We start from the raw sequence: 25241 nt of genomic DNA on the forward strand, positions 1-25241 counted from the left end.
TGTTTCGTCGGTGTCTCACGCAAACGAGACACCGCGCCCACGGGCGTCCCATTCGGGTGCGAGCGGGTTTCACGCGGGCGGAACAGCGCTGCAACCACGGCGCGGGACCGTGGTCCCACGCCACCCGGCACCCCTCCCCACCCGAACCGGAAGGTCACGATGTCCAGCATCACGAAGGACCCCGCGTCACTCGGAGCCGTCCCCGCGCCGCAACGGACGATGCGCGGCTCGCTCGGCGTCACCGCGATCGTGTTCATGGTCGTCGCGGCCGCCGCTCCGCTCACCGTCGTCGGTGGAGCAGCCCCGCTCGGCATGCTCCTCGGCAACGGTGTGGGCTTCCCGTCGCTCTACGCGATCTCCGCCGTCGTCCTGCTGCTGTTCTCGGTCGGCCTGGCCGCGATGACCCGGCACGTGCCGCGGCCGGGGGCCTTCTTCACGTTCGTCGGCCACGGGCTCGGGCGCCCGGCCGGTGCCGGTGCCGCGACCCTGGCGCTGCTGACCTACACGACGATCCAGGTCAGCGTGCACGGGTACATCGGGTACCTGCTGGCGGTGACGGTCAGCGGCCTCGGCGGCCCGGACGTCCCCTGGTACGTCTGGTCGCTCGTCGTCGTGGCGCTCGTCGGGCTCCTCGGCTACCGGCACATCGACCTGTCGAGCAAGGTCCTCGGGGTCCTGCTCGTCGGCGAGGTCGGCATCGTGCTCGTGCTCGTCGCCGCCGTCGTGTTCCGTGGTGGGGCCGCGGGGCTCTCACTCGCACCCTTCGAGCCCACGCAGGTGCTGTCCGGGTCGCCCGGCGTGGGCCTGATGTTCGCGATCGCGGCGTTCATCGGGTTCGAGGCGACGGCGATCTTCCGCGACGAGGCGAAGGACCCGGAGCGCACCATCCCGCGGGCGACCTACACCGCGGTGATCGGCATCGGGGTGTTCTACACGCTGGCGTCGTGGGGGCTCGTCATGGCCTGGGGCCCCGACGGCGTCCTGGCCGAGGCCGCGAAGGACCCGGGTTCGCTCATCCTCACCACCGCAGCGCGGTACATCGGCACCGCTGGCGAGGCCGTGCTCAACGTGCTGCTGCTCACGAGCATGTTCGCCTGTGTCCTCTCCTTCCACAACGTCATCACCCGGTACCAGCACTCGATGGCGAACGCGTCGCTGCTCCCGGGACGCCTCGGGGACGTGCACCGCAAGCACGCCTCCCCGCACACGTCGAGCATCGTGCAGACCGTCACCGCAGCCGTGCTCATGGTCCTGTTCGCGGTGCTCGGCCTCGACCCGGTGCTGCAGGTGTTCAGCTGGTTCGCGGGTGTCGCCACCCTCGGCGTGGCGATCCTCATGGCCGCGACGAGCCTCGCCGTCATCGTCTACTTCCGGCGCAACCGGGCGGATCGTCGCGTCTGGAACACGGTGGTCGCCCCGAGCCTCGGCTTCGTCGGACTCATCGCCTCGGCCGTGCTCATCTGGGTGAACTTCCCGACGCTCGTGGGTGACGTGGACGCCTCCGGCGCGAGTGTCTTCGGCGTCGTGAGCACCGTCCTCACCGGCCTCGTCGTGGTGGTCCCCGCCGTCGGCGTGGTGCAGGCGGTGGTGCTGCGCCGCCGCAGCCGCGTGCGCTACGAGCAGATGCTCGACCGCCTCGCCACCGAGAGCTGACCGCACGGACCCGACCCGCGCCTCCAGGCCTCTACCCGACCCCACGCACGACGCAACGCGCAAGGAGCACGACGCACATGACGATCACCGACCCGACCCCCGAGACCGTGACGACCCACCCGCTCGGCAGCCTGACCCCCGACGAGTTCACCGCCGTCCGAGACCTCGTCACCGCGCAGCCGGACTGGACCGACACCACGCGCTTCGCCTACGTCGGCCTCGAGGAGCCGCACAAGCAGGAGGTCCTGGCGTGGCAGGCGGGCGACGGTCCGATGCCCGACCGCACGGCGCGCGTGATGCTCCTCGACATGGCGACCGGGCGCTCCACCGACAGTGTCGTGTCGATCACCACGGGCAGCGTCCTGCGGACCGACGTGCTCGACGGTTCACGCGGCCAGCTGCCCGTCCTCATCGAGGAGTTCGACGCCGTCGGCGAGATCGCCGGTGCGGACGAACGCTGGGTCGCGGCCCTCGCGAAGCGGGGTCTCTCCGTGGACGAGGTCAAGTGCGTCCCGCTGTCGGCCGGGTACTACGACTACCCGGAGGAGGAGGGACGCCGGATCCTGCGCGTCCTCGCCTTCAAGCAGGACCACCCGGCCGACCACGTGTGGGCGCACCCCGTGGACGGGCTGTCCGCCTACGTCGACGCGGCGAACCGTGCCGTCACGCGGATCGTGGACGTCGCGGACATGCCCGTTCCGACGACCTCGGGCAACTTCGACGACCCCGCGGTGCAGGGCGAACCGCTCGACCTCAAGCCGATCGTCATCACCCAGCCCGAGGGCCCCTCCTTCCGCGTCGACGGCGAGTTCGTCGAGTGGGCGAACTGGCGGTTCCAGGTCGGCTTCGACGCCCGCGAGGGGCTCGTCCTCCGCCAGCTGTCGTGGCAGGACGGCGAGCGGCTGCGCCCGATCGTGTACCGGGCGTCGATCGACGAGATGCTCGTGCCGTACGGCGACCCCTCGCCCGTGCGGTTCTGGCAGAACTACTTCGACACCGGCGAGTACCTGTTCGGCCGGTTCACGAACTCGCTCGAGCTCGGCTGCGACTGCGTCGGTGAGATCAGGTACTTCGACGCGGTGCTGGCCGACGAACTGGGGAACCCGCAGGCGATCCGGAACGGCATCTGCATGCACGAGGAGGACTTCGGCACGCTCTGGAAGCACGGCGACATCTACACCGGCTCGCAGGAGGTCCGCCGGTCCCGCCGCCTCGTGATCTCGTTCTTCACCACCGTCGGGAACTACGACTACGGCTTCTACTGGTACCTCTACCTGGACGGCACGATCGAGTGCGAAGCGAAGCTCACCGGCGTGCTCTTCACCAGCTCCTACCCGGGGCGTGCGGACGGCGGGGACGACTACCCGTACGCGTCCGAGGTGGCGCCGGGCCTCGGTGCCCCGTACCACCAGCACCTGTTCTCGGCGCGGCTGGACATGATGGTCGACGGGCTGTCGAACGCCGTGGACGAGGTCGACGCGGTGCGCGTGCCGGTCGGGCCGGGCAACGAGCACGGGAACGCCTTCACGAAATCCGTCACCCGGATCGCGTCGGAGTCGTCGTCCGGCCGGCTCGCCGACGCGTCGAAGGCGCGCACCTGGTTCGTCTCGAACACCGAGGAGCGCAACCACCTCGACCGTCCCACCGGGTACGTGCTGTACCCGCAGGACGCCCCGGTGCTGCTCGCCGACGACTCGTCCTCGGTCGCGTCGCGCGCCGAGTTCGCGCGCAAGCACCTCTACGTCACGCAGTACGACCCGGCAGAGCGCTTCGCCGCGGGGGACTTCGTGCACCAGAACCCCGGCGGGGACGGGGTGGCCCGGTACGTCGAGGGCGACCGGTCGCTCGACGGCGAGGACATCGTGCTCTGGCACACGTTCGGACCGACGCACTTCCCACGGCCCGAGGACTGGCCCGTGATGCCGGTCGACTACGCCAAGTTCACGCTCAAGCCGTACGGGTTCTTCCCGCGGAACCCGGCGTTGAACGTACCGGCCTCGATCGGCGCGACCGCGTCGCACTGCTCGCACCACACATCGGGCGGGGCCGGAGCAGCGCACGACGCCGTGGCGCACGACCACGGGCACTGACGTGACCGACGTGCTCGGCCTCGCCGCGATCGTGCCGGCGTCGGCAGGGGCGTGCTGCACGGTCGGGGCGTGGCGCCCCGGCCGTGCGGTCGACGTGGTCGCCGCCGTCGTGATGGTCGCGGCGATGCTGGACGGGGTCGTCGGGCCACGGGTCCTGCCCGGCGTGGTCTGGTTCGTGGTCCTCGCGCTGCTCGCCGTCACGGTGGCCGCCGTGCACCGCTTCCAGTCGGGGCGTGCCGGGAGGGACGGTTCGGCCCGGGCGGGCCGGGCCGGGTCGGCGCACGGCCGGTACGGGCGACTGCACGCGTCGCTCGGTCTGCTCGCGATGGGAGCGCTGGGGGTCGGCGGGATGGGGGACGACGTGGCGCACGGCGTCGTGGCGGTCGGGGTGCACCAGCACGTCGGGGTCGTCGGTGCCACGTGGCACGTCGTGCTGGTCGGACTCGCCGTCGGCCATCTGGTCCTGACGGCCCGGATGGTGCGTGACGGCGTGCGGCACCGGGCTCCAGCACTCGGCCTCGTCGAGACGCTCGCGATGGGGATCGCCGTCGCCGTGATGGCCGTCGCGATGTTGTGAACCCGAGTTCTGCCTGTGAAACGGTGACGCGGGCTGCCGAGCAGGAGGGAGCCTCGACTGGCAGCACTCACCACGCTCGCCGACCAGATCAGGAAACGAGGTCGCACCATGCAGCACCTCCGCACCCACCTCCGCACAGTCGCGATCGCCACGGCCGTCGTCGTCGCCAGCGGAGTCCTCGCGCTCGGGTCGGCCCGGTCGGCCGGAGCGCAGGGGTCCGACGTCTTCCCCGGTGGCATCGCTCGCCCCGCCGACACGACCGCGTCACGACAGGCGTCCGCGCTCGCCGCTGCCGGCCGCGCGGCTGACGCATCGATCGCCGGGACCATCGCAGCACGGCCCTCGAGCGTCTGGCTCGGCGACTGGCTGTCGCCCTCCTCGCTCCGGACGACCGTCGACCGCCACCTCGCCGCCGCCCGGGCGCAGGGAGCCACCCCGGTGTTCGTCACCTACGCGATCCCCGGGCGCGACTGCGGGAGCTACTCGTCCGGCGGACTGACGCCCAGCGCGTACGGCAGCTGGAACCGCGTCCTCGCTGACACCCTCGAGGGGCACCGGGCCGCGGTGATCGTCGAACCGGACGCGCTCGCGCAGTCCGTCTCCTGCCGGGGAGCCGACCCGACCGTGCGGCTGCGGCTCATCCGGACGGCCGTGCACCAGCTCGCGGCCGCCGGCGCCGCCGTGTACATCGACGCCGGCCACGAGGCGTGGGTCGCCCCGGCGACCATGGCGGCGTTGCTCCGCGACGCCGGGGTCGCCGACGCGCGCGGCTTCTCGCTCAACGTGTCCAACCACTACCCGACCTCGGGCGAACGGGCCTACGCCGAGCAGCTCCGCGCCCGGACCGGCGGTCACTACGTCATCGACGTGTCCCGCAACGGCCGGGGAGCCACTGGAGAGTGGTGCAACGCCGCGAGTGCGGGACTCGGGCACGACCCGGCGGTCGTGCACGACGGCACCGGGCTCGACGCGCTGCTGTGGGTCAAGCTGCCCGGCGAGAGCGACGGAACGTGCAACGGCGGTCCGCCAGCAGGCCAGTGGTTCCCGGCGGGCGCTGCCGCCCTCGTCCGGAACCGCTGAACGGCACGCGACTCCCGAGCGAATGACAGCCATGTAGTTCGATGGGACTGACTGTTCAGTGCGTGAACCGTACAGAACCCGAATTGTTCGTTTTGCTGATCGTTCACGTTGTGAAAGACTTTGGGCGTCCGACGGGGACAGCAACGACGACGAGGGGCGGTATCGCAATGCACAGCACGTACACCGGGATGCCGCGACAGGCACGGCTCGGCGGCACCCACACGCGCGTCGGTCTGACCGACCCCGCGATCATCGACGCCTACGTCGAGCGCCGCATCCAGGACCCGTCGCTCTTGTCCGGTCGCTCCGAACCGTCCTACGCCGACTTCTTCTCGGTCCCGGCGGCGTAGGCCCCGCACCCCCGATCCGCACCAGGCAGAGAGCACACCCGACCAGATGCCGTTGACCGTCGTCCGCCGCGAGCACATGCACCTCTACGCCCGGGAACCCCGGTCGCGTGCCGCGAAGGGTGCCGTGGACGCGCTCCTCCGCCTGCAGCACGCCGAGGAACAGCAGCTCGAACAGGCGCGGTCGGAGAGCGGTCTCACCAAGAACGAGTTCCTCGCCGTCCGGTACATGCTCCAGGCGCACCGGGACGGCCGGGCCATGGGCCCGAAGGACCTCGCCGTCATGCTCAACGTGTCGAACGCGTCGGTGACGAAGATCGTCGACGGGCTCGTCGAGAAGGGCGACCTCGTCCGCGCGCCGCACCCCACCGACCGTCGGGCACAGGTGCTCGAGCCCACGGTGCAGGCGGCGAAGAAGATCGACGCGTCCTACGCGCGCTTCCACGAAGCCGTGGTCGAGGTGATGGACCACCTGTCTTCTGAGGAGAACGACGTCCTCGCCCGCTGCCTCGTCCAGATCACCGAGGCCCTCGTCGGTGGCGCGCCCGCTCCCGTCGACGAGTACACGGTCGACCCGGACGGCGACGCGGAGCCGTACGACTCCTGAAGCGCACGGTCCGTGGCGGCGCCGACCCGCGCCTCCCGGAAAAAACCTTCCAGCGGTAAGTTGGGCGCATGACGCACCCTGCCGACGACGACGCGGCCCTGCCACGACGCGGTTACCGCAAGGGTGCCGAACGACGGACGCAGATCCTCGACGAGACGATCCGCATGGTCGCCGAGCAGGGTGTCGACGCGTCGTCGCTGCGATCCGTTGCCGACGCCCTCGGGATCACCCACGCGGCGCTGCGGCACTACTTCCCGAGCCGCGACGAGCTGCTGCTCGCGGTCTACCGCGAGCACGAGGTCCGCGAGCAGGGAGCACCGGACCGGATGAAGTCCGCGATCGGGGACATGCGGGAGAGCGCCTCGCGGAATCGCGCGGTCCCGGGGCTGGTGCAGCTGTACACGACCCTGGCGGCCGATGCCGTGCAGGAGGGGCACCCGGCCACGCGGGAGTTCATGCGGGAGCGGTTCACCCGGCTGCGGGCGGACCTGGCGGCGTTGATCGAGGCGGACCAGGCGTCCGGGCGGATCCGGGCCGACCTGGACCCCGTCGACCTGGCGTCCCTGAGCATCGCGGCGTCGGACGGACTGCAGGTGCAGTGGCTGCTCGACCCCGACGCGGTCGACGGCGAGCGGGTGCTGCGGTTGCTCGAGCAGATCGTGCCGCCGGCGGGCTGACCGGACCCGCCGGTCCTGCCACACTCGTGTCAGCGGGGCCGTGGGTCCCGCGCACGACCGGATCGGAGCGGGACCATGCACGCCGTACTCGAGTACACCTACGTCGACGACTACCTCGAGCGCCGAGACGCGTTCCGCCAGCAGCACCTCCGGGCGGCCTGGGCTGCGGCGGAGCGCGGCGAGCTGCTCCTCGGCGGTGCGGTCGGCGAGGGCGCCGAACCGTTCACCGCGCTGATCGTCTTCGTCGGCGACGACGCGCTCGGGCGTGCGCGGGCGTTCGCGGCGACGGACCCGTACGTGACCGGGGGACTCGTGACGTCGTGGACCGCGCGACCGTGGACGACCGTGGTGGGCGATCTCGCGGCGGGACCGGTCCGCCCCGACTGAGGCTCGCGGGAACCGGCGACGGCATCGGGTCAGCCGTAGCCCTCGTCGGCCAGGCGCCAGCCGGCCGGCGTGTGGCGGAAGCAGAACTGCCACCCGGGGAGGTCGCCGGGTTCGGCGCCCGTCATGTTCGTCTCGGCGACGTCGACCGGGATGCACTCCTCCGCGGATCGGCCCGTCTCCTTCGCGCTCAGTCGCGAGACCGCCCCGATGTGCCGGTAGCCGAGCAGGTCGGGGTGGTCGTCGAACCACGAGGACGGGGTGCGTCCGCCGCACCAGGCCGCGTCCGGACCGCCGCTGTCGTCGGTGAGGGCCTCGGTGACAGCACAGTCGTGTGCCTTCGCGGCCCGGAGGTAGACGCGGAGGACCTGTTCGGAGGACGCGCTCGCGGGCGGGAGCCGCACCGCCACGGTCTGCGCGTGCGTCACCGACACCACGGTCACCGTGCCGGCCGCCACGAGCACGGCGGCGACCACCCCTCCGAGCACGAGCCGACGTCTCCCCACGCGCTCATCCTGGCAGGGGGTGGACCCGCCGATCCCCCGGTGCAGGTGCGAGTCGGTGAGGGGGCGTTCAGTTGCGCGGGAGCCCTGCGACGTACGCGCCGAGCACCGCTCGGTCGTCCACGGGCGCGACCCCCGCAACGCGGTAGAGGACCAGTGCATCGACGAGTCCGACGAGGTCGACCGCGGATCGCCGGGGGTGGTCGACGCCGATGCGGTCGAGCAGGTCCTCCGCCGTGGCCAGCAGCGCGGCGCGCACCGGGTCGGCGCCGGTGAGGGGTGCGCGGAGCGCTTCGTCGTCCCGGAGCTCCAGGAGGAGGGCCAGGCGAGCGGCTTGCGCCTCCGCCCGCTCTGCGAGGCCCTGGAGGAACGTGGCGGCGACCTCGACGACCGTCGCGTCGTCGAGCGGCTCGGGGAGACGCAACGCGCCCAGTTCCGTCGACAGCTGCTCCGTGATGCGCGCGACGACGAGCGCGGTCAGTTCGCGCCGCGTCGACGCGTAGTACGACGTCGATCCGGCAGGCACTCCGGCCTCGGTGTCGACTGCCCGGTGCGTCAGGGCTCGGACCCCACCGCGAGCAGTGAGCCGTACTCCCGCGTCCGCCAGGTCCTCGCGTCGCCCCATGCTCTTCCCCTCTCGCCTCTACCATCGTAGTGTTCTCTACGGATGTAGAGCCGAAGGGGGCAGGATGCGGGTTGCAGTGGTCGGAGGCGGGATCTCCGGAGTCGCGATCGAGGCAGCGCTGGGGGCACACGGCTGCTCGGTCACGAGGTTGTCCCGGTCCTCGGGGTTCGACGTACTCGCGGACGACGCGGTCGATCGGCTGGCGTCGGTCCGGCCGCAGGTCATCGTCGAGGCGACCGGACGGTTCACGACGAGTCGGCGGCGTGCGACGGACTTCTTCACGCGCTCGACGGCGGTGGTCGGCGCGGCGGCGGAACGGACCGGGGCGCGACACGTGCTGCTGTCCATCCTCAACTGCACCAGGTCCGAGGTGCAGGGCTACGGGTACTTCGCCGGCAAGACCGCACAGGAGCGGGCAGCGGGAGCGGCGGGCCGGGGCGCCACGATCGTCCGTTCGGCCCAGTGGTTCGAGTTCGCCGCGCAGAACCTCGAGCGGTTGCGCGTCGGGCCGATCGCGCTCGTGCCGCGGATGACCATCGCTCCGGTGTCGCTCGAAGCGGTAGCGACGGTGGTGGCCGAGGTCGCGACGGGCCGGCGGTCCGCGCCGGTCGTGGAGGTCGCCGGGCCCGAGACGACGTCCCTGTGGGCGATGACGACGGCGTTGCCGCACCCCGGCGTGGTGCCCGTTCCGATGCCGATCCCGGGCCGCACGGGCCGGGCGTTCCGGGACGGAGCGCTCCTGCCCGCGGACGACGTCGAGGTGGTAGGCCCGACGTTCCGCGAGTGGCTCGCAGCCCGCGACCGGTAGCGCTCGCCCGACCGAACGGTCCGGTCCGGTCGTCATCTCTAGGCGGTGCGTTGCCCCGTTCCTCTGCGTGTCACGCGAACGGGGAGCAGAAGGTGAGCTTGCTTCTGCCCTAGCGTGGGTGGGGGTGCGATCGATGCGCCCGCATCTGTCGCGGCGCATGGGGCGTCCGGAGGGGGACGAACATGCGCACGACCCGTGGCCATCGCTCTGCCGTGATCACGGCGGCCACTGCCGTCCTCGCGGTCATCGGTGCGCTCCTACCGAGCGGTGTGCAGGCCGCTCCGTCGCCCGGCAACGACGCGCTGCGTGGTGTGCGGTACGCCGCGTACGGTCACTCGTTCGGACAGGTGCAACTCGGTTCCGATTCGGTGCCGAGCCGGATGTACCCGTCCATGGTCCGGACGAGCCTCGGCGCGGATCCGACGCTCTGGTCGAACGAGACCATCAGCGGGGCCTCGACGGCGCAGATCCTCGACCGCGCGCGCTCGACGTGGAACCGCGGCGACTACGGGGTCGTCTCGTACCTCGGGAACCAGAACGACGTCGGCCGCCACGTGCCCGAGGCCACGTTCAAGGCGAACGTCCGGGGCTTCATCGACTGGGTGCGGGGAACCGGGCCGTTCCCACCCACGATCGTCATCGTGCTCGACACGCCCTCGACGACGAAGGGCTACGCGTGGTACCCGTCACCCCCGACCGACGCTGACGTCGTCCGGTACAACCGCTACCTCCGCAGTGTCGTCGCGGCGTACCCGAAGGACGGATCGGTCATCATCGCCGATGCCTTCACCGGATGGAACAAGGCGACGATGATCGGGCCCGACGGGCAGCACCCGAACGACGTCGGGCAGGCGCACATCACCGAGGCGATCACCTCAGCACTGAGCGGTGTGCGATTCCGTGAGGGGCAGAACGTCCTGACGCCGGCGCCGGCGGTTCGCTACGACTCGTTCAACCGGCCCGACATGATCACCGGACTCGGCAAGGACCTGCACGGCCGGTCCTACTCCACGGTCGGCGGAGTGAAGTACGGCATCTCTGGTGGCCGTGCCTACCGAGCCAGCAGCGGGGCCGTTCGTGAATCCGCGGCCACCGTCGACACGAAGAAGGCTGCGGTCGACATCAGCCTCACCATGACGGCGATCTCCTCGAAGGGTGCGGGGCCGGTGTGGCGACTGAGCAGCGCCAAGGACTACTTCGTGCTCGACGTCCACGGGTCGGGCAAGGGCAACGCGAAGGTCTACAAGCGGGTCAACGGGCGGTTCATCCAGATCGGCAAGGCCCTGAGCCGCGAGGTCAAGCCGGGCTCGACCGTGCGGGTCCGGGCCGACGGCGCGAAGATCAAGGTCTACGTCGACGGTCCCGCCGTGTACTCCAGCGTGGACAGCTTCAACGGGTCCGCCACGAGGAGCGGTGTCCGGATCACCGACACTCGTGCACGGCTCGACGACCTCGTCATCCGGTAGGGCCGGAGCCGTATCGGTTCGGGCGCGGAACTTTCTACCCCCTGTAGTGGGGGAGCAGTGGTGAGGGATGCTCCGTAGCGTTCTGTGTGGTTGCACAGTGCCGTCATGGGGGCGGATTTGCTGGTGGTGACCTGTTGAGGGGTTCTGCGCGTGTTCGCGACGTCGCCGTTGTCTGTTCGTTCTCGTTGGGTCGTGCTGGCCGTCGTCACGTTGGTGGCGCTGCTGGGGTCGTTGTTGGCGGTGGTCTCGCCACCTGCTCCGGCGCAGGCGGTCGCGACGGGTACGGGTGGGCAGTTCGTGCCGTTGCCGACCAACGCCAGGATCTTCGACGGCGCCACGCCTGCCGGGTCGTCGACGACGGTGCCGGTAGCCGGGGTGAAGGGGATCCCCGCTGACGGTGTCGGCGCGATCAGTGTGCTGGCGACGGTCGCGGACGCGAACGGCACCGGGCAGCTGAAGGGTCGAGCGGAGTCGAGCGACGGGCCGACGCTGCTGATGATCTACGGCAGCGGAGTGGCGGGGAACACGTCGAACACGTCGTTGCTCGCGGTCGGGGACGACGGATCCATCCGGATCGACACGACGACTGCGCAGTCGCGGGTGATCCTGGACGTGACCGGCTACTACACGTCCACGGCGAACGGTGTCGGCGCTGGCGGGTTCGTTCCGCTGTCCGGGACCCGGATCGCGAACACGGCGGACGGCACGAACGTGCGGCAGGGTGCCCTGTCGGGTGGGGACAGCATCACGTTCCAGGTCACCGGCAAGGGTGGCGTTCCGACGAACGCAGCCGCGGTGGCGGTCAGTGTCGTGGTGCAGAACACCGGCGGTGGGGCCGGGTGGGTGCGTCCGTCGCCGTCCGATGGACCCAAGAGCACAGGGTCGTTGAACTACCCGTCGACGAAGCTGACCACGGCGATGAGCGCGCAGGTCGCTGTCGGCTCCGATGGGAAGATCACGATCGACAACGCTCCCGACGGTGGAACGGTGCAGATCCAGGTCGACGTGCAGGGGTACTTCGTTCCCAGCAATCCGGGTGGCGGGTTCACTCCGGGAACGGGCCGCATCGTCGACACCCGCACGTCCTCGAGCGTCGGGGCAAATGCGTCGGTCGCGGTGCAGGTCGCGGGAGTTGCTGGGATCGGGACGGTCGAGGGTGGCCTGTCGGCGGTCGCGGTGACGGTCACGGCGATCCACTCGGGCACGACCGGCGGGTACGCGAAGGCATGGGCGGACGGTTCCTCCGAGCCCACCGGGGCGGTCATCGGGTACGCGCCGACGTCGTCGATCCGGACGACGACGGCGATCCTGCCCGTGGGGTCGAACGGGAAGGTGCGGATCCAGAACGTTTCCTCGGGGACCACGGACTTCGTGCTCGACCTGCAGGGCACCTACAACTGGCTGCCGGGCGGACCCGTGTCGACGAACGTCACCGGGCAACGGACGTCCGCGACGACGTTGCCGTTCCCGATCTCGGACCAGACCAACGCAAGCGTCGACGTCGGCACCGGCAACCTGCTGGTCACCACCAGTGCGCTGACGCTGCCGGGTGTGACGCAGAGCACGACGATCGGTGCTGCGTACAACTCGCGGTCGACGACGACGGCGAACAGCAACACGATGGAAGCGAACCGGTGGCAGTACGCCCTCGCGGGTGCCGGGGACCTGTCGGCGAACGCTGCCGGTGTGGTCTACACGGACGCGGTCGGGACGGCGTGGCAGTTCAAGCCCACCGGATCCGCTGGTGCGTTCACGTCCCCGCCAGGCCTGCAGATGACGTTGGCGCGGGTCGCGAACGCGGACACGCGGGAGTACACGCTGACGTCGTGGACGACGAACCAGGTCATCCACTTCACCCTCGGCGGCCAGCCCAAGTCGGTCAACGACCGCAACGGCAACCAGGTCAGCTTCAACGTGGCGGCGGACAAGTTCTCGCTCGGCACCCTGGTCTCCACTGCCGGCACCGATGGCGCGAAGACGGCGAACGTGTCGTACGCGAACGGGAAGACGACGTTCACGCAGACCTCCGGCTCGTCGTCGCGGAGTGTTTCGTGGACGAAGAACGCCGCGGGTGACATCACGACGTACACGGACGCGACCGGAGCGACGACCACGTTCGGGTACACGAGCGGGGACCTCACCTCGATCACCGCACCGACCGGCGGGGTGACCTCGTTCACGTACGACTCCACCAAGCGGGTCACGAAGGTGTCGCAGGCGAACACCACCGCCGGGTCCCCGGGGACCGCGGTGACCCGGTTCGCGTACACGGACGGTGACACCACGCAGGTCGCCGACCCCCGCTCGAACCAGTCGCAGCCCGTCGCGACCGCGGACCACACCACGTACACGCTCAACGCCGGGGACCTCGTTACGAAGGCTGTCGACGCGGCGGGGCCGCGAACGGTCCAAGACGTACAACTCGGCGAACAACGGCGTCGCGAAGTCGACGATCGGCGCGGCCGGCGACAGTGGGACGGGGACGACGTCGAATGAGTACGGCAAGAACAGCAGCCAGTCGCTGACGAAGTCCACCACCGGCTCCGGTTCCTCGAGCTCTGCGGAGTACGGGTCCGGGTCTGCGACGGCGTACCTGCCGTCCAAGGTCACTGACAGCGCCGGCAACAGCACGACGATGGGCTACGACGGTGTCGGCAACCAGACGTCATCGCAGTCCGGGTCGGACTCGAGCGTTCAGGCGAAGGTGTCGTACAACGACGACGGCACGGTGAAGAGTGCGACGGCACCGGGGAACGGATCGAACTCGACCACGTACTCCTACGACGGCAACAAGCAGCTGTCGAAGATCACCCCACCCACTGGCACGAGCCTTGGCGTGAAGACCTACACGTACGACGCGTTCGGCCGTGTTGCGACCGAGACCGACGGTCGTGGGAACACGACTACGTATGGGTACGACGCCGACGACCGGAACACGTCCACGGCGTTCAGCGACGGGACGGAGACGGTGACCAACGTCTACGACGGCAACGGCAACCAGACCACTCAGAACTCCGCCACGGGCACGATCAGCAACACGTACGACCAGCGCAACCGCCTGGTCGCCACGGTGAACACCGCGGGCGGTGGGACCGTGTCCTACGGGTACGACCTGGCCGGGAACACGGCGCAGATGACGGACTCCACGGGCACTCTCTCGCACACGTACGACGCGTCCGAGGTGCTGACCGCGACGACGTACCCGACGAGCTCCGGTGAGGCGCGGCAGCTGTACTGGACGGACAAGAACGGCCGCCGCACCGACACGTGGCTGAACGCCACACCGAATGCTGACCCCACCCAGGATCCGACGTCGTGGAGCGCGCACCAGAAGCTGACCTACGACAAGTCCGGCAAGGTCACCAAGGTGCAGGCCTGGGCCGCCGACGAGGACCCCCAGCTCGTGGTCGACACCGACTACTGCTACATTGCGTCCACCATCGCTCCAACCTGCACAGTCTCGACGGCGAACGACCGCACGAAGCTGCAATGGGCGAAGGACAACATCACCGGGCAGGTGACCAACTACGCGTACAAGAACACCGATGGCACCTCGAGCAAGCACCTCAGCGGTGTCACACAGTCCGGCGGCACCAACCCAACGAACTGGACATACACGTACGACGCCGCTGGTAACCGCACGGAGGCCAAGGCGACCAACGCCGCCACCGATGCCGTCATTAGTGACCAGAAACTGACCTACAACGCCGCCGCGCAGATCACCACGGCCGGGTACAGGTACGACGGGACCGGCAACCTCACCGCAGCGCCGGGTGAGACGTACACGTACAACGGGGCGCAGCAGCTGACCTCGTCCACGAAGAACGGGACGACAACCAGCTACGAGTACGCAGGCGCGGACATGAACAAGCTGCTCCGGCAGTCCACCGACGGCGGAGCGGAATACGGTTACACGTATGGCACCACCGACCAGAACGGCGTCCCCGTGATCGCCACCCGCGAGCAGATCGGCACCGGCACCGCTTCGGTGCTGACGGACCCGGTCACCGCGCAGCCGTTGGATCTCCGCACCAGCGACAACGTCACCAGCCTCTACGTGCTCGACGGCATCGGGAACCCGACCACGTCGATTGCGGACACCGGCAAGATCGCCTACCAGGTCTCCTACGACGCCTACGGCACTGAGACGGTCGCCAAGGGCAATACCAGCGTGCAGTGGCAGCAGAACCCCTACGGGTACAAGACCGGCCTCCGCTCCAGCAACAGCGACACCGGATTGACGAAATTCGGGTACCGCTGGCAGTCCGCTACAACCGGGGGGTGGATCGAGCGCGACACGCTCGACCTGCCGCTGAGTCCCGCGAACGCGAATAGGTTTGCTTTCGTGGGCGGGGATCCTATCAACGGATCGGACCCGACTGGTCAGTACGATCTCTGGGAAGCCACCGTAACTGGTGCAGCCTCTGGAATTGGCTCGGGTGTTGGCGGATGTATTGCGGGAGGGGTCGTCGGAGGCCTAACCACCGCTGGACCTGGTGCAATCCCCGCGTGTGGCATCGGGTTCGCCACAGGACTCATTTCGGGCTTCGTAGGCGGCTTCATTACTAACTCACTCTTGCAGCTGACAGGGCAGGCTTAACGTGGATAACTTCAGACTGCGGCGAGTGTCACGCATTTTGGGTGCTATCATTCTACCCCTTTGGCTCGCGGTTTTTCTTATCATCGCAATTGGCCAACCATCGTCTGCGGCTGTTGCTGTCATTGGCGTTTCGAATATTTTCGTCGGACTCTTGGTTGGATGGCTTTGGACGTGGTCTCCTGAAAGAAATCGCGAGTCCCGTTAGTAGACTGTTCCTCCGAGTTGGTGGCGTCGAGAAAGGGAAACCCACCCCTTGCCGGAGATCGGGGGGGGGGGTACTCGCTCTCGGCCTCGTCCGAGATCGTGGCAGGCACACCAGCACATCACCCACGGTGCGTCGAACGAGATCGCCCGGATCCAGGCATGGCATGGCAGGGCAGCGACAAGACCACCGCCGTCGTCGACGACTCGTACTGTTACATCACCGGCATCGCCGTCGGTGGCGACTGCTCCGTAGTGAAGAGCTCAAACGACACCGACAAGATCCAGTGGGTCAAGTACAACACCACCGGGCAGACGACGGCGTACACGTACGACTCGAACAGCCGCCTCACCAAGGCAACGCAGGCCGGCGGCGCAACGAATGTCACGTGGGCGTACACGTACGACGCGGCGGGAACCGGCTCACCGCGAAGCAGACCGGTGACGCCACGAGCTCGCAGACGTCGACGTACAACGTCATCGGGCAGATCACCTCGACCGGGTACGCGTACGACGGGGTCGGAAACCTCACCGCAGCCCCGGGCGAGACGTTCACCTACAACGACGCGCAGCAGCTGACCACGTCGACGAAGAACGGTGTCACCACCCGGTACGAGTACGCCGGCGCCGACATGAACAAGCTCCTGTCGCAGTCCACGGATGGGGGAGCGGAGTACGACTACACCTATGGTTCCAGCGATCAGCTCGGCGTGCCCGTGGTCACCAGTCGCACCGTCGCTGGCACCGGGAGGGCGTCGGTGATCAGCGACCCGACGACTGGGCAGCCGATGGACCTGCAAACCACCGACGGTGTCACGAGCATGTGGGTCATCGACGGCATCGGGAACCCGGCGGCAGCGATCGCCGACACCGGCAACACTGCTTACACGGTTTCCTACGACCCTTACGGGGCGGAGACCGTCAACGGCGGCTCGAGCGCTCAGTGGCAGCAGAACCCGTACGGGTTCAAGGCCGGGCTCCGCTCGTCCAGCACCGACAACGGGCTCACCAAGTTCGGGTACCGGTGGCAGAACAGCGTCACCGGCGGGTGGATCCAGCGCGACACCCTCGACGCACCCCTCAGCCCCACCAACGCCAACCGATACGCGTATGCCGGCGACGACCCTATCAACAGCAGCGACCCAACCGGTCGAAGCACGTTCGGGGACGCGCTGGGCATCGCAAGTACGGCACTCGCGATTGGCGGTCTTGCGGCAACCGCCACCGGGGTCGGGGGTCGGGGGTCCGGCTGGTCTCATCCTCGGCGGCTTGAGTTCGGTCGCGAATGCCTGGTCAATTGCGGAGAACGGTGGGTCGGCAAGCGAGGTAGCTGGGGCAGCCGTCCTCGGTACGGCATCGCTGGGGTTCGGTATTGTCGCAAGCCCGGCTGTGCTCAACGTCGGGAGGACAGCGAGCACCGTAGCCTCAGGTATTTACGGCGGGATTGAGATGGCGCAAAGCGCCGCAGTTAGCTAACAAAGGGAAGAGTAATCGATGGGCGCATCAGTGTTGCCATGGCTACCATGGCTACCATGGGTCATGGTCCCTATTATCGTTGCAGCGATCGTGTACGCAGCGGCATCTAGTCGAAAAAACAAGTGAAGCCGGTAAAAATTGGCTTCTCGCTGAAAGTGCGAATTGCCATCTCGATAATTTTTGGTTCCTTATTACTGTTCGCTGCCGTCGTGAGCTTCTTCGACATCCGAGCGATGTTGCTCGTAGGCGTATCTGCTGCTCTTTGGTGGCGAATATTGTCACTCAAAGTGACCTTCTTCCCGACAGAGATGATCATCACAGGCTTCTTTTCTCAGAAGCGGGTAAACTATCGCAATGCCGTCGGCATTGAGGATGGCGCAAAACTAATCTACCTTCAGGCGGGTCGTCGGAAAAAGGCGATAATAGCGCTCGCGCTAGGCTACTCCACCCCAGACGACAGAACCCCGGACGGTCGGATGAAGCGAGAGATAATCTCAACGTTTGACGACTGGAAGCGTGGCGCGTCAAGTCGCCCCGCATAGGTTCGGCCCCGCGTCCTCCGTTTTCGACAGTGTCGTAGGCAGCTTTGTCCCGTGAGGGCCTCGACTTTCTTGCTCGCGAGCGCTCGGAATCGTTTCAGTTCTCAGCGGCTTGATCTTTTTGGGTGGGGTATTCCAGAACCTGATGCGACGCCGGCGCGAATGACCTATCTTTGCCGATTTCCGGCTGGACGGACCGGGCGTTCTTCGAGTGGCTCGCGACCGCACGGCCGTAGCCGACGCACCGGAGCCGCGCCGCGCCTCCTGGCCGCCCGTACGCAGGACGGCCGGCTCCTGTCGGAGCCGGCCGTCCTGCGGAGCGCAGGACCTACGCGGTGAGCACCGCAGCCGACGGATCGAAGTCCTCCGGCAGCGGCGGGACACGGCCCACCGTCGACGTGATGTCGACCGCGGAACCCGACGCCGCCGCGTCGCGGATGCCGAGCAGCACGTCGAGGACGTGCAGCGCGACCGCACCCGAGGCACGCTCGGGACGGTCCTCGGCGATGGCGCGGGCGAGCTCGACGACCCCGGTGCCACGGCCCCAGGTGGAGCCGATCGCCTCGAGGGTCTCGGGCTCCTCCTGGCCGTAGCGCCAGAGCTGCGACGAGCCCTCGAACGTGTTCGGGTCCGGCAGCGAGATCGTGCCGAGCGTGCCGTTGATCTCGACGAAGCCCATGCGCGGCAGCGCGTGCTGGAACGAGAACGTCGACTGGGCGGACTGCCCGCCGGCGAACTCGATAAGGGCGGCGTGGTGCGTGGGGACCTCGACCGGGAACGTCTCGCCGGCGCGGGGGCCGGACGCGATCGTGCGACGGTCGAGCGACTTCGAGGACACGGCCTGCACGCGGCTGGCGGTGCCGAACGCGTGCACGAGGGTCGTCACGTAGTACGGGCCCATGTCGAACAGGGGACCGGCGCCCTCGGCGAACAGGAAGTCCGGGTTCGGGTGCCATGCCTCGGGTCCGGGCACGTGGAACAGCGTCGTCGCGGTCAGCGGCTCGCCGATGTCGCCGCGGGCGATGGCACGGAGCGCCGTCTGGATGCCCGCGCCGAGCACGGTGTCCGGCGCGGTCGCGACCCGGAGCCCCTTCGACGCAGCGGAGGCGAGCACCGCGGCGGCCGATTCGTGGTCGGTCGCGATCGGCTTCTCGCTCCACACGTGCTTGCCGGCGTCGATGATCTGCTGGTCGACCTCGGCGTGGGCCGCCGGGATCGTCAGGTTGATCACGATGCTGATGTCGTCGCGGGCGAGGAGCTCCTCGACCGAGCCGGACGCGCCGACCCCGTACTCCGCTGCCTGGGCCGCTGCGCGGTCGAGCAGCACGTCGGCGACGAACCGGACCTCGACGTCGGCGAACTTGGTCAGGTTCTCCAGGTACTGCGTGGAGATGTTGCCGGCACCGATGATGCCGATCCCGACACGGGTCACTTGTCGTTGTCCTTCAGCCAGGCGAGGGACTCGGTGATGCCCTCGAAGACGTCGCCGGAGTACGCGTCGAACTCGACGACGCGGATGGCCTGCGGTGCCGCGGCGAGGATGGCCGGGACGTCGACGTCGCCCTGACCGGCGGGGGTCTGGTTCTCGAAGGCACGCTGCAGCGCCTCCGGAACGACGAGTGCGCTCTCGGACGACGGCAGCGCGGTGAGGATGTCGCCGTCGACCTTCCCGTCCTTGACGTGGATCGCGACGACGCGGTCGCCGAGCGACTTCAGGACGGCGGGGGCGTCGGCGCCACCGACGGTCGCCCAGAAGGTGTCGAGCTCGAGCACCGTCTCCGGGCTGATCTGCGAGACGAAGTGGTCGTAGACCGTGCGGCCGTCGACCTTGTTCGTGAACTCCCACTGGTGGTTGTGGTAGCCGAACTTGAGGCCGCGCGAGGCTGCCTCGGCGGTGAGGACGTTGACGCGCTCGGCGATCTTCGCGACGTCGTCGGCGGTCTGCCAGCGGTCGGTCGGGATGAACGGGTCGATGACGATCTGGATGCCGAGGCGCTCGGCCGCGTCCCAGATCGGGGCGGTGTCCTCGGAGTCGATCACGGCGACGTGGCCGGACGGGGCCGTGAGGCCGGTGGCGGCGAAGGCACGCTCGAGGTCCGCGGCACGCTCGACGAACGCGTAGGGCTCGACGTTCTCGTACCCGATCTCGGCGACACGGGCGATCGCCTTGTCGAGGTCTTCCGCGATGGCGTCGCGCAGCGAGTACAGCTGCACAGAGGTGGTGGGCATTGCGTGAGGCTCCTTCGGTCCTGACTGGGTGTCGCGGCACCGGGTGTCGCAGCACCGGGTGTCGCAGTCCGTCGAGGAGCGATGCTCCACGGCGAGATCGATGACGACGCTACCCCAAAAACCACCCGGTGTGTAGTTTTTGCTGCGCTCCGTGACGCACACCGCTGCATGAACGACACCTGTCGATGTATGCTCAGCCAGTCAAAACCGTGCGCAAGACGGTTTTGGACGGCGAAGCATCGACTCAAGGAGGCGTCATGAGCACACCCGAACCCGGCAGCCCGGCACTGCTGAACCCCGAAGAGGGCATCACGCAGCCGGTCAGCACGATGCGGGTGGGCATCGGCTACCAGATCGCGCTGTTCCTCGGACAGTTCGGCCTCTTCGTCGCCCTCATGGCACCGGTCTACGTGAGCATGCAGCTCAAGGCGCAGGCCCTGGTCGGGGACGACGCCGCGAACGTCATCGGCTCCGTCCTGCCGATCGGGGCGTTCGGCGCGCTCATCATGAACCCGCTCGCCGGCGCGCTGTCCGACCGCACGCGCACCCGCTGGGGCCGGCGTCGTCCGTGGCTCATGAGCGGTGTCGTCGTCTTCGCGATCGCACTCGCCTGGATCGCCTACGCACCCGACGTGCTCAACCTGACGCTCGCGTGGCTGCTCGCCCAGCTCGCCGCCAACGCGACCCTCGCCACCCTGCTGGCGAGCTTCGCCGACAACGTCCCGCAGCTCCAGCGCGGCCGGTCGTCGAGCATCATCGCGCTCGCGCAGAACCTCGCCGTGCTCGCCGGCACCTACCTGTCGGTGTTCTTCGTCGCGAACCTGCCCGTGCTGTTCATCGCGCCCGGCATCCTGGCGATCATCCTGGTCGCCGTCTACGCGGTCGTCGCCCGGGACGAGCTGCCGACGTACACGCTCAAGAAGTTCACGTTCCTCAACCTCATCTCCTCGTTCTGGACGAACCCGATCAAGAACCCGGACTTCGCGTTCGCGTGGTGGTCGCGCTTCCTGATCATCCTCGCGACGTTCATGTTCACGACGTACCGGCTGCTCTACATGCAGGAGCACATCGGCATCGAGGACGCGAAGCAGGCCACCGAGGCCGTCGCGTTCGGCGTGCTGCTCTACACGATCGCGCTCCTGGTCAGCGCGGCGCTCTCGGGGTGGGCGTCCGACAAGCTGGGTCGCCGCAAGGTGTTCGTCGGCGGCTCGACGGCCCTCTTCGCGGTGGGCCTCGTCGTCCTCGCGCACGCCGAGACCGTGAACGGCTTCTACGTCGCCGAGGTCATCATGGGCTTCGCCTACGGGATCTACTCCGCGATCGACACCGCACTCGTCGTCGACGTGCTCCCGAACGCCGACCGTCCCGGCAAGGACCTCGGCGTCATCAACATCGCGAACGCGCTGCCCCAGTCACTCGCGCCGGCGATCTCGCTCTTCTTCCTGTCCATCGGCAGCTCGCACGCCGACAACTACGTCCTCATGTGCTGGGCCGCGGGTGTCGTCGCACTCCTCGGCGCCCTTGTGGTGATCCCCATCAAGCGGGTTCGATAGCCGGATGCACCAGCTCGGGGTCGACGAGGACCGCAGACAGCTCGCCGGGTGGCGGAACGCCATCGTCATCGCCTTCGCGATCGGTGGGGTGAGCCTCGCTGCGTGGGGTCCGCGGCTGCCCGAGCTCCGGCTCGAGCTCGGTGTGGACGTCGGGACCATCGGGCTCATGCTCGGCGGGGTCACGATCGGGTCCATCGGCGGCCTGCTCAGCGCGGCCCCGCTGCTGCGCCGACTCGGCGGGCGCCGGGCGCTCACCGCGGTGGTCGTGCTGGTCCCCGTCGCGATCGCCGTCATCGGGACGGCGGCCGCGCTCCACTCCGTCCCGCTGGCAGCGGCCGGGTTCGTGGTCGCCGGCGCGGGCATCGGCTCGCTGGACGTGATGGCGAACGTCGAGGGCACGGCGATCGAGGCGCTCGCCGGTCGTACGCTGCTCCCGCTGATGCACGCGGCCTGGTCGGGAGGCGCGGCCCTCGGCGCCGGGATCGCCGCCCTCTGCGCGTGGCTCGGCATCACCCCGTCGGGGCAGCTCCTCGGTGAGGCCGTCGTCATCCTCGTGGTCGGTGTGCTCGCGATGCGGGGCATCCCGGACGGCACCCGTGCCGAGGAACACGACACGACGCTCACACCCCGGCAGCGACTCCGGCAGTGGGCACGAGGGTGGGCGGACGTCCGACTGCTCCTCATCGGGGTGGTCATGCTCGGCGTCGAACTCGGTGAGGGCTCGGCGAACAACTGGCTCGCCCTCGCCACCACCGACGGGCACGGGCAGACCGCGGCCGTCGGTGCGCTGTTCTTCACGGTGTTCGCCGTCTCCGAAGCGGCCACCCGTGTCTTCGCCGGACCCGTCGTGGACCGGCTCGGTCGAGTGCGGACCGTGCGGTGGACGACCGCGCTCGGCATCGTCGGCGCCGTGCTCTTCATCGTCGGCGGGAGCTGGTGGCTCACCCTCGTGGGCGTCGTGCTCTGGGCGGTCGGCGTCTCCATGGGCTTCCCGCTCGGGATGTCGGCGGCGGCGCAGAGCGGCCCGAACCCGGCGGCCCGTGTCAGCGTGGTCGCCTCGATCGGGTACTTCGCGAACTTCGCGGGGCCGCCCGTCATCGGTGCGATCGCGGAGCACGTCGGCGCATTGAGCGCGCTCTGGCTGGTGGCGGTGCTGTTCGTCGCGGCGTTCGCCGCGTCCGGCTCGTTGCGGCCTGTCGTGCGCCGCGACTGACGGAGGGACTGCGGGACGGGAGGCGCGGTGCGGGCCCGCACCGCGCCTCCAGGCCGTCCACTGGTCACGCTGGCTAGCGTGGACGGATGCTCGACGCCGCCTCGCTGACCTGGGACCCACCTGCCGGACGCATCACCGGCGTCGCGGACGGAAGTGTCGTCCGGGCCCTCGGCATCCCCTACGCCCGCGCCGAGCGCTTCGCCGTCCCGGAGCCGGTCCACGCGTTCGCCGAGCCGTTCCCGGCGACCACCCCGTCGCCCGTGGCGCCGCAGCCGCAGGCGACCTTCGTCGACCAGCTGCTCCACCCGGTGGAGGGCCTCGTCGTCGACGAGCACTGCCAGCGGCTGTCGATCACGGTGCCCGCCGACGCCCGGCCGGACGAGCGGCTGCCCGTCATCGTCTGGATCCACGGCGGCTCCTACGTCATCGGCGGCGGTGACCTGCCGATCTACGACGCGCGCGACCTCGTCACGGAGCAGCGGGTCGTGTTCGTCCCGGTGACGTTCCGGCTCGGCGTGCTCGGGTTCCTCGGCGACGGGGAGACCGTCCCGGCGAACCTCGGGCTGCTCGACCTCGTCGAGGCGCTGCGGTGGGTGCAGGCGAACATCGCGGCCTTCGGCGGCGACCCGGACCTCGTCACCGTGGCGGGTCAGTCCGCCGGGGGCGACGCCGCGGCCCACCTCATGATCAGCGACGGAGCAGCCGGCCTCTTCCGGCGGGTGATCGTCCAGAGTGCACCGCTCGGGCTGTCGCGGGGTCGGGCGCGGATGAACCGGGCGATGGTCCGGGCCGTCGGAGCCGTGCTCCCGGACACCCCGCTCGACGAGGTGCTCGATCGCCAGGCCCTCGGCAGCCGCGCCGCCGCACCCTTCGGGTTGCCCGGAGGCATGCCCTACGGCACCCAGTACGGCTTCGCGCCGCTCCCCGCCGAGCGTGACACCGGGCAGGCCTGGCGCGACGCGGCTCCGGACGTCGACGTCCTGATCGGCTCCGGTGCGGACGAGACCGCGATGTACGTGCCGCTGATCCCCGGGCTGCGATCACTCGCCCGGGTGCGAGCCGTGCGACCGCTGCTGCGCTGGCTGCTCGTGCGCCCGCTGTCCGAGGTCATCTACGGGCGGGACGTCCGTCGGTTCGCCGCACGGCACCGGGCCGCCGGTGGTCGGGCGACCTCGTACCGGCTGCACCGCGGCGTGACCGTGCAGCCGACCGGGGCCGTGCACATGAGCGACCTGCCGCTGCTGCTCGGCGGTCGCGAGGCCTGGGCCGGCTCGCGCTTCGTGCCGCAGCGGGACTGGCCCGAGGTCGAGCGGCGCGGGCGGGCCTTCCGGGCGATCTGGGCGGAGTTCGCGCGGACCGGTCGAGTCACCGCGGCGGACGACGAGACGCTGACGTTCGAGCGGGGCTGACGGGGCGCCGGGTACCTGCCCCTCTGGCTGGGCTGGCGCGTTCGCCTGGTACCTGCCCCTCCGGCGGGGCCGGCGCGGTGCGCCTGGTACCACCCCTGAACTGGCGACTCGCGGGGCCGCCGGGTCCCCCGGAGAATCGACGGCATGCCCGAGTCCGACGCCGACCTGCGCGCCCAGCATCGTCACGGGCGCCATCGAGGCGTACCGCGCGTCGGACTTCCACACGGTCGGTCCCGCCGAGGTCGCCGCCCACGCCGAGGTCCCCGAAGCCGAGGTCCGACGCGTCTACCCGCTGTGGGAGCTCCTCGTGGTCGCCGTCGTGGACCGGTGGAACAACGGCAGCCGTCGTGCGCTGTGGGTCGTCGCCGAGCGCTCGGGCGCGGTCGCGTACCTCCGCGCGCGACTCGAGGTCGGCCGGGACGACCCCGCACTGGTCCGGCTCCGGGTCGCGTTGCTCAGTGCCGCCTCGAGCCCCGACCACCCCGCGGCCGGCTGGTTCCGCGGGCAGTACACCCGCTCGTTCGAGGACGTGACGCTCGCCCTCGTGCGGGACGTCGTCGCCGGACGGGAGCCGCGCGGGACCTCGCCCCGGCACGCCGCCGAGCAGCTCGTCGCGCTCTACGAGGGGCTGCAGCTGCAGTCGCTCCTGCGCGACGACGCCGATCCCCTCGCCGGGTTCGACCGCGCGGTCGCACGGATGCGGGTCGGCTGGGCGTCTGCCGCCGCGACCGTCTGAGCGGTGACGACGACCGGTTGCGGTCGTCCGGCCCGACGCGTCGGTCCTGGAGGCGCGGCGCGGCTCGCCGACGTCGACGCACGCACCTGGCATGGTCGGCTGATGGAGTACACGGACTACGACACGCGGCTCGCCGCCTACGGCGTGATCACCGACGGTGACCGGGTGCTCCTCGCCAAGCTCCGGATCCCCGAGGCGGGGACGTGGACGCTCCCGGGCGGCGGGGTCGAGTTCGACGAGAGCGTCGAGCAGGCCGTCGTCCGCGAGATCCGGGAGGAGACCGGGTACGAGGCGTCCGTCGGGGAACTGCTCGGTGTGCGGCACCACATCGTGCCGGCCGAGCGCCGCATCCACGCGAACGGCCGGGCGATGAAGGCCGTGCAGGTGGTCTTCCGGGCGTCGATCACCGGCGGAGCGCTGCGTTCCGAGGAGGACGGGTCGGACCGACGAGGCCGCGTGGATCCCGAT

22 protein-coding genes and 2 pseudogenes are annotated in these 25241 nt (G+C 69.5%); 20 read left to right on the plus strand and 4 right to left on the minus strand.

Annotation, left to right across the window (positions count from 1 at the left end; translation table 11 throughout):
- Positions 1 to 159: 159 nt before the first annotated feature.
- From QE359_RS04015 to QE359_RS04050, 8 genes are all read left to right on the plus strand, one after another.
- On the plus strand, positions 160 to 1653 hold the full coding sequence (locus QE359_RS04015; RefSeq protein WP_309777739.1) for an APC family permease: 1494 nt from the start codon (positions 160 to 162) through the stop codon (positions 1651 to 1653).
- A gap of 77 nt (positions 1654 to 1730) precedes the next feature.
- Positions 1731 to 3743 carry a primary-amine oxidase gene (locus tag QE359_RS04020; RefSeq protein ID WP_309777740.1) on the plus strand — a complete coding sequence of 671 codons (2013 nt, stop codon included), beginning with the start codon at positions 1731 to 1733 and terminating at the stop codon, positions 3741 to 3743.
- Position 3744: 1 nt separating this feature from the next.
- Positions 3745 to 4320: a hypothetical protein gene (locus QE359_RS04025; RefSeq protein ID WP_309777742.1), complete on the plus strand. Its 576-nt coding sequence runs from the start codon at positions 3745 to 3747 to the stop codon at positions 4318 to 4320.
- Between the two features lie 108 nt (positions 4321 to 4428).
- Entirely contained in the window at positions 4429 to 5400 is a 972-nt protein-coding gene (locus QE359_RS04030; RefSeq protein WP_309777744.1) for a glycoside hydrolase family 6 protein, read from the plus strand.
- A gap of 167 nt (positions 5401 to 5567) precedes the next feature.
- On the plus strand, positions 5568 to 5750 hold the full coding sequence (locus tag QE359_RS04035; RefSeq protein ID WP_070417401.1) for a hypothetical protein: 183 nt from the start codon (positions 5568 to 5570) through the stop codon (positions 5748 to 5750).
- A gap of 46 nt (positions 5751 to 5796) precedes the next feature.
- Positions 5797 to 6354 carry a MarR family winged helix-turn-helix transcriptional regulator gene (locus QE359_RS04040; protein WP_070417400.1) on the plus strand — a complete coding sequence of 186 codons (558 nt, stop codon included), beginning with the start codon at positions 5797 to 5799 and terminating at the stop codon, positions 6352 to 6354.
- A 68-nt stretch (positions 6355 to 6422) separates the two neighbouring features.
- Entirely contained in the window at positions 6423 to 7031 is a 609-nt protein-coding gene (locus tag QE359_RS04045; protein ID WP_309777748.1) for a TetR/AcrR family transcriptional regulator, read from the plus strand.
- Positions 7032 to 7106: 75 nt separating this feature from the next.
- Positions 7107 to 7418, plus strand: coding sequence for a YciI-like protein (locus QE359_RS04050; protein ID WP_309777749.1), 312 nt, complete (start codon positions 7107 to 7109; stop codon positions 7416 to 7418).
- A gap of 29 nt (positions 7419 to 7447) precedes the next feature.
- Here the strand turns inward: QE359_RS04050 and QE359_RS04055 are convergent, their stop codons facing one another.
- Positions 7448 to 7921 (minus strand): hypothetical protein, encoded by a 474-nt coding sequence (locus QE359_RS04055; RefSeq protein ID WP_309777751.1) that lies wholly within the window; start codon positions 7919 to 7921, stop codon positions 7448 to 7450.
- 67 nt (positions 7922 to 7988) lie between these two features.
- Positions 7989 to 8543, minus strand: a complete 555-nt coding sequence (locus tag QE359_RS04060) for a hypothetical protein (protein ID WP_309777753.1) — start codon at positions 8541 to 8543, stop codon at positions 7989 to 7991.
- A gap of 64 nt (positions 8544 to 8607) precedes the next feature.
- Here QE359_RS04060 and QE359_RS04065 point away from each other — a divergent pair, with 64 nt between their 5' ends.
- The 7 genes and pseudogenes from QE359_RS04065 to QE359_RS04090 all read left to right on the plus strand — a co-directional run bounded on the left by QE359_RS04065 (position 8608) and on the right by QE359_RS04090 (position 17636).
- Positions 8608 to 9351: a hypothetical protein gene (locus tag QE359_RS04065; RefSeq protein ID WP_309777755.1), complete on the plus strand. Its 744-nt coding sequence runs from the start codon at positions 8608 to 8610 to the stop codon at positions 9349 to 9351.
- A 182-nt stretch (positions 9352 to 9533) separates the two neighbouring features.
- On the plus strand, positions 9534 to 10817 hold the full coding sequence (locus QE359_RS04070; protein ID WP_309777757.1) for an SGNH/GDSL hydrolase family protein: 1284 nt from the start codon (positions 9534 to 9536) through the stop codon (positions 10815 to 10817).
- 192 nt (positions 10818 to 11009) lie between these two features.
- A complete protein-coding gene (locus QE359_RS04075) occupies positions 11010 to 13313 on the plus strand; it encodes a hypothetical protein (RefSeq protein WP_309777759.1) in 2304 nt (767 codons plus the stop codon).
- Positions 13314 to 13452: 139 nt separating this feature from the next.
- Positions 13453 to 15417 carry an RHS repeat-associated core domain-containing protein gene (locus QE359_RS04080; protein WP_309777760.1) on the plus strand — a complete coding sequence of 655 codons (1965 nt, stop codon included), beginning with the start codon at positions 13453 to 13455 and terminating at the stop codon, positions 15415 to 15417.
- A 363-nt stretch (positions 15418 to 15780) separates the two neighbouring features.
- Positions 15781 to 15987 (plus strand): annotated as a pseudogene (locus tag QE359_RS19045) (hypothetical protein); the annotation flags it as partial.
- A 20-nt stretch (positions 15988 to 16007) separates the two neighbouring features.
- On the plus strand, positions 16008 to 17066 hold the full coding sequence (locus tag QE359_RS04085) for an RHS repeat-associated core domain-containing protein (protein ID WP_309777762.1): 1059 nt from the start codon (positions 16008 to 16010) through the stop codon (positions 17064 to 17066).
- A 150-nt stretch (positions 17067 to 17216) separates the two neighbouring features.
- A complete protein-coding gene (locus QE359_RS04090; protein ID WP_309777763.1) occupies positions 17217 to 17636 on the plus strand; it encodes a hypothetical protein in 420 nt (139 codons plus the stop codon).
- Between the two features lie 325 nt (positions 17637 to 17961).
- On the opposite strand, the gene QE359_RS04095 is transcribed toward QE359_RS04090, so the two are convergent.
- Positions 17962 to 19065, minus strand: a complete 1104-nt coding sequence (locus tag QE359_RS04095; protein ID WP_309777765.1) for a Gfo/Idh/MocA family oxidoreductase — start codon at positions 19063 to 19065, stop codon at positions 17962 to 17964.
- Positions 19062 to 19862, minus strand: a complete 801-nt coding sequence (locus QE359_RS04100; RefSeq protein WP_309777766.1) for a sugar phosphate isomerase/epimerase — start codon at positions 19860 to 19862, stop codon at positions 19062 to 19064. The genes QE359_RS04095 and QE359_RS04100 overlap by 4 nt, the downstream gene beginning before the upstream one ends.
- 257 nt (positions 19863 to 20119) lie before the next feature.
- Between QE359_RS04100 and QE359_RS04105 the strand changes: the two genes are divergently transcribed.
- From QE359_RS04105 to QE359_RS04125, 5 genes and pseudogenes are all read left to right on the plus strand, one after another.
- Positions 20120 to 21415, plus strand: a complete 1296-nt coding sequence (locus tag QE359_RS04105) for an MFS transporter (protein WP_071294300.1) — start codon at positions 20120 to 20122, stop codon at positions 21413 to 21415.
- Positions 21416 to 21419: 4 nt separating this feature from the next.
- Positions 21420 to 22628: an MFS transporter gene (locus QE359_RS04110; protein ID WP_309777767.1), complete on the plus strand. Its 1209-nt coding sequence runs from the start codon at positions 21420 to 21422 to the stop codon at positions 22626 to 22628.
- An 86-nt stretch (positions 22629 to 22714) separates the two neighbouring features.
- Positions 22715 to 24037 (plus strand): carboxylesterase family protein, encoded by a 1323-nt coding sequence (locus QE359_RS04115; protein ID WP_309777768.1) that lies wholly within the window; start codon positions 22715 to 22717, stop codon positions 24035 to 24037.
- Between the two features lie 307 nt (positions 24038 to 24344).
- Entirely contained in the window at positions 24345 to 24773 is a 429-nt protein-coding gene (locus QE359_RS04120) for a TetR family transcriptional regulator C-terminal domain-containing protein (RefSeq protein WP_309777770.1), read from the plus strand.
- Between the two features lie 102 nt (positions 24774 to 24875).
- Positions 24876 to 25118 (plus strand): annotated as a pseudogene (locus QE359_RS04125) (NUDIX hydrolase); the annotation flags it as partial.
- Positions 25119 to 25241 lie beyond the last annotated feature (123 nt).

The organism is Curtobacterium sp. SORGH_AS_0776, from assembly GCF_031453355.1.
In the GTDB taxonomy this organism is placed as follows: Bacteria; Actinomycetota; Actinomycetes; order Actinomycetales; family Microbacteriaceae; genus Curtobacterium.

Bases quoted from the DNA above. Each gene is read 5' to 3' on its own strand.
- QE359_RS04040 (WP_070417400.1), top strand. From the start codon at position 5,797: ATGCCGTTGACCGTCGTCCGCCGCGAGCACATGCACCTCTACGCCCGG.
- QE359_RS04030 (WP_309777744.1), top strand. From the start codon at position 4,429: ATGCAGCACCTCCGCACCCACCTCCGCACAGTCGCGATCGCCACGGCC.
- QE359_RS04105 (WP_071294300.1), top strand. From the start codon at position 20,120: ATGAGCACACCCGAACCCGGCAGCCCGGCACTGCTGAACCCCGAAGAG.
- QE359_RS04015 (WP_309777739.1), top strand. From the start codon at position 160: ATGTCCAGCATCACGAAGGACCCCGCGTCACTCGGAGCCGTCCCCGCG.
- QE359_RS04070 (WP_309777757.1), top strand. From the start codon at position 9,534: ATGCGCACGACCCGTGGCCATCGCTCTGCCGTGATCACGGCGGCCACT.
- QE359_RS04115 (WP_309777768.1), top strand. From the start codon at position 22,715: ATGCTCGACGCCGCCTCGCTGACCTGGGACCCACCTGCCGGACGCATC.
- QE359_RS04065 (WP_309777755.1), top strand. From the start codon at position 8,608: ATGCGGGTTGCAGTGGTCGGAGGCGGGATCTCCGGAGTCGCGATCGAG.
- QE359_RS04020 (WP_309777740.1), top strand. From the start codon at position 1,731: ATGACGATCACCGACCCGACCCCCGAGACCGTGACGACCCACCCGCTC.
- QE359_RS04100 (WP_309777766.1), bottom strand. From the start codon at position 19,862: ATGCCCACCACCTCTGTGCAGCTGTACTCGCTGCGCGACGCCATCGCG.
- QE359_RS04110 (WP_309777767.1), top strand. From the start codon at position 21,420: ATGCACCAGCTCGGGGTCGACGAGGACCGCAGACAGCTCGCCGGGTGG.
- QE359_RS04080 (WP_309777760.1), top strand. From the start codon at position 13,453: ATGGGCTACGACGGTGTCGGCAACCAGACGTCATCGCAGTCCGGGTCG.
- QE359_RS04050 (WP_309777749.1), top strand. From the start codon at position 7,107: ATGCACGCCGTACTCGAGTACACCTACGTCGACGACTACCTCGAGCGC.
- QE359_RS04035 (WP_070417401.1), top strand. From the start codon at position 5,568: ATGCACAGCACGTACACCGGGATGCCGCGACAGGCACGGCTCGGCGGC.
- QE359_RS04060 (WP_309777753.1), bottom strand. From the start codon at position 8,543: ATGGGGCGACGCGAGGACCTGGCGGACGCGGGAGTACGGCTCACTGCT.
- QE359_RS04045 (WP_309777748.1), top strand. From the start codon at position 6,423: ATGACGCACCCTGCCGACGACGACGCGGCCCTGCCACGACGCGGTTAC.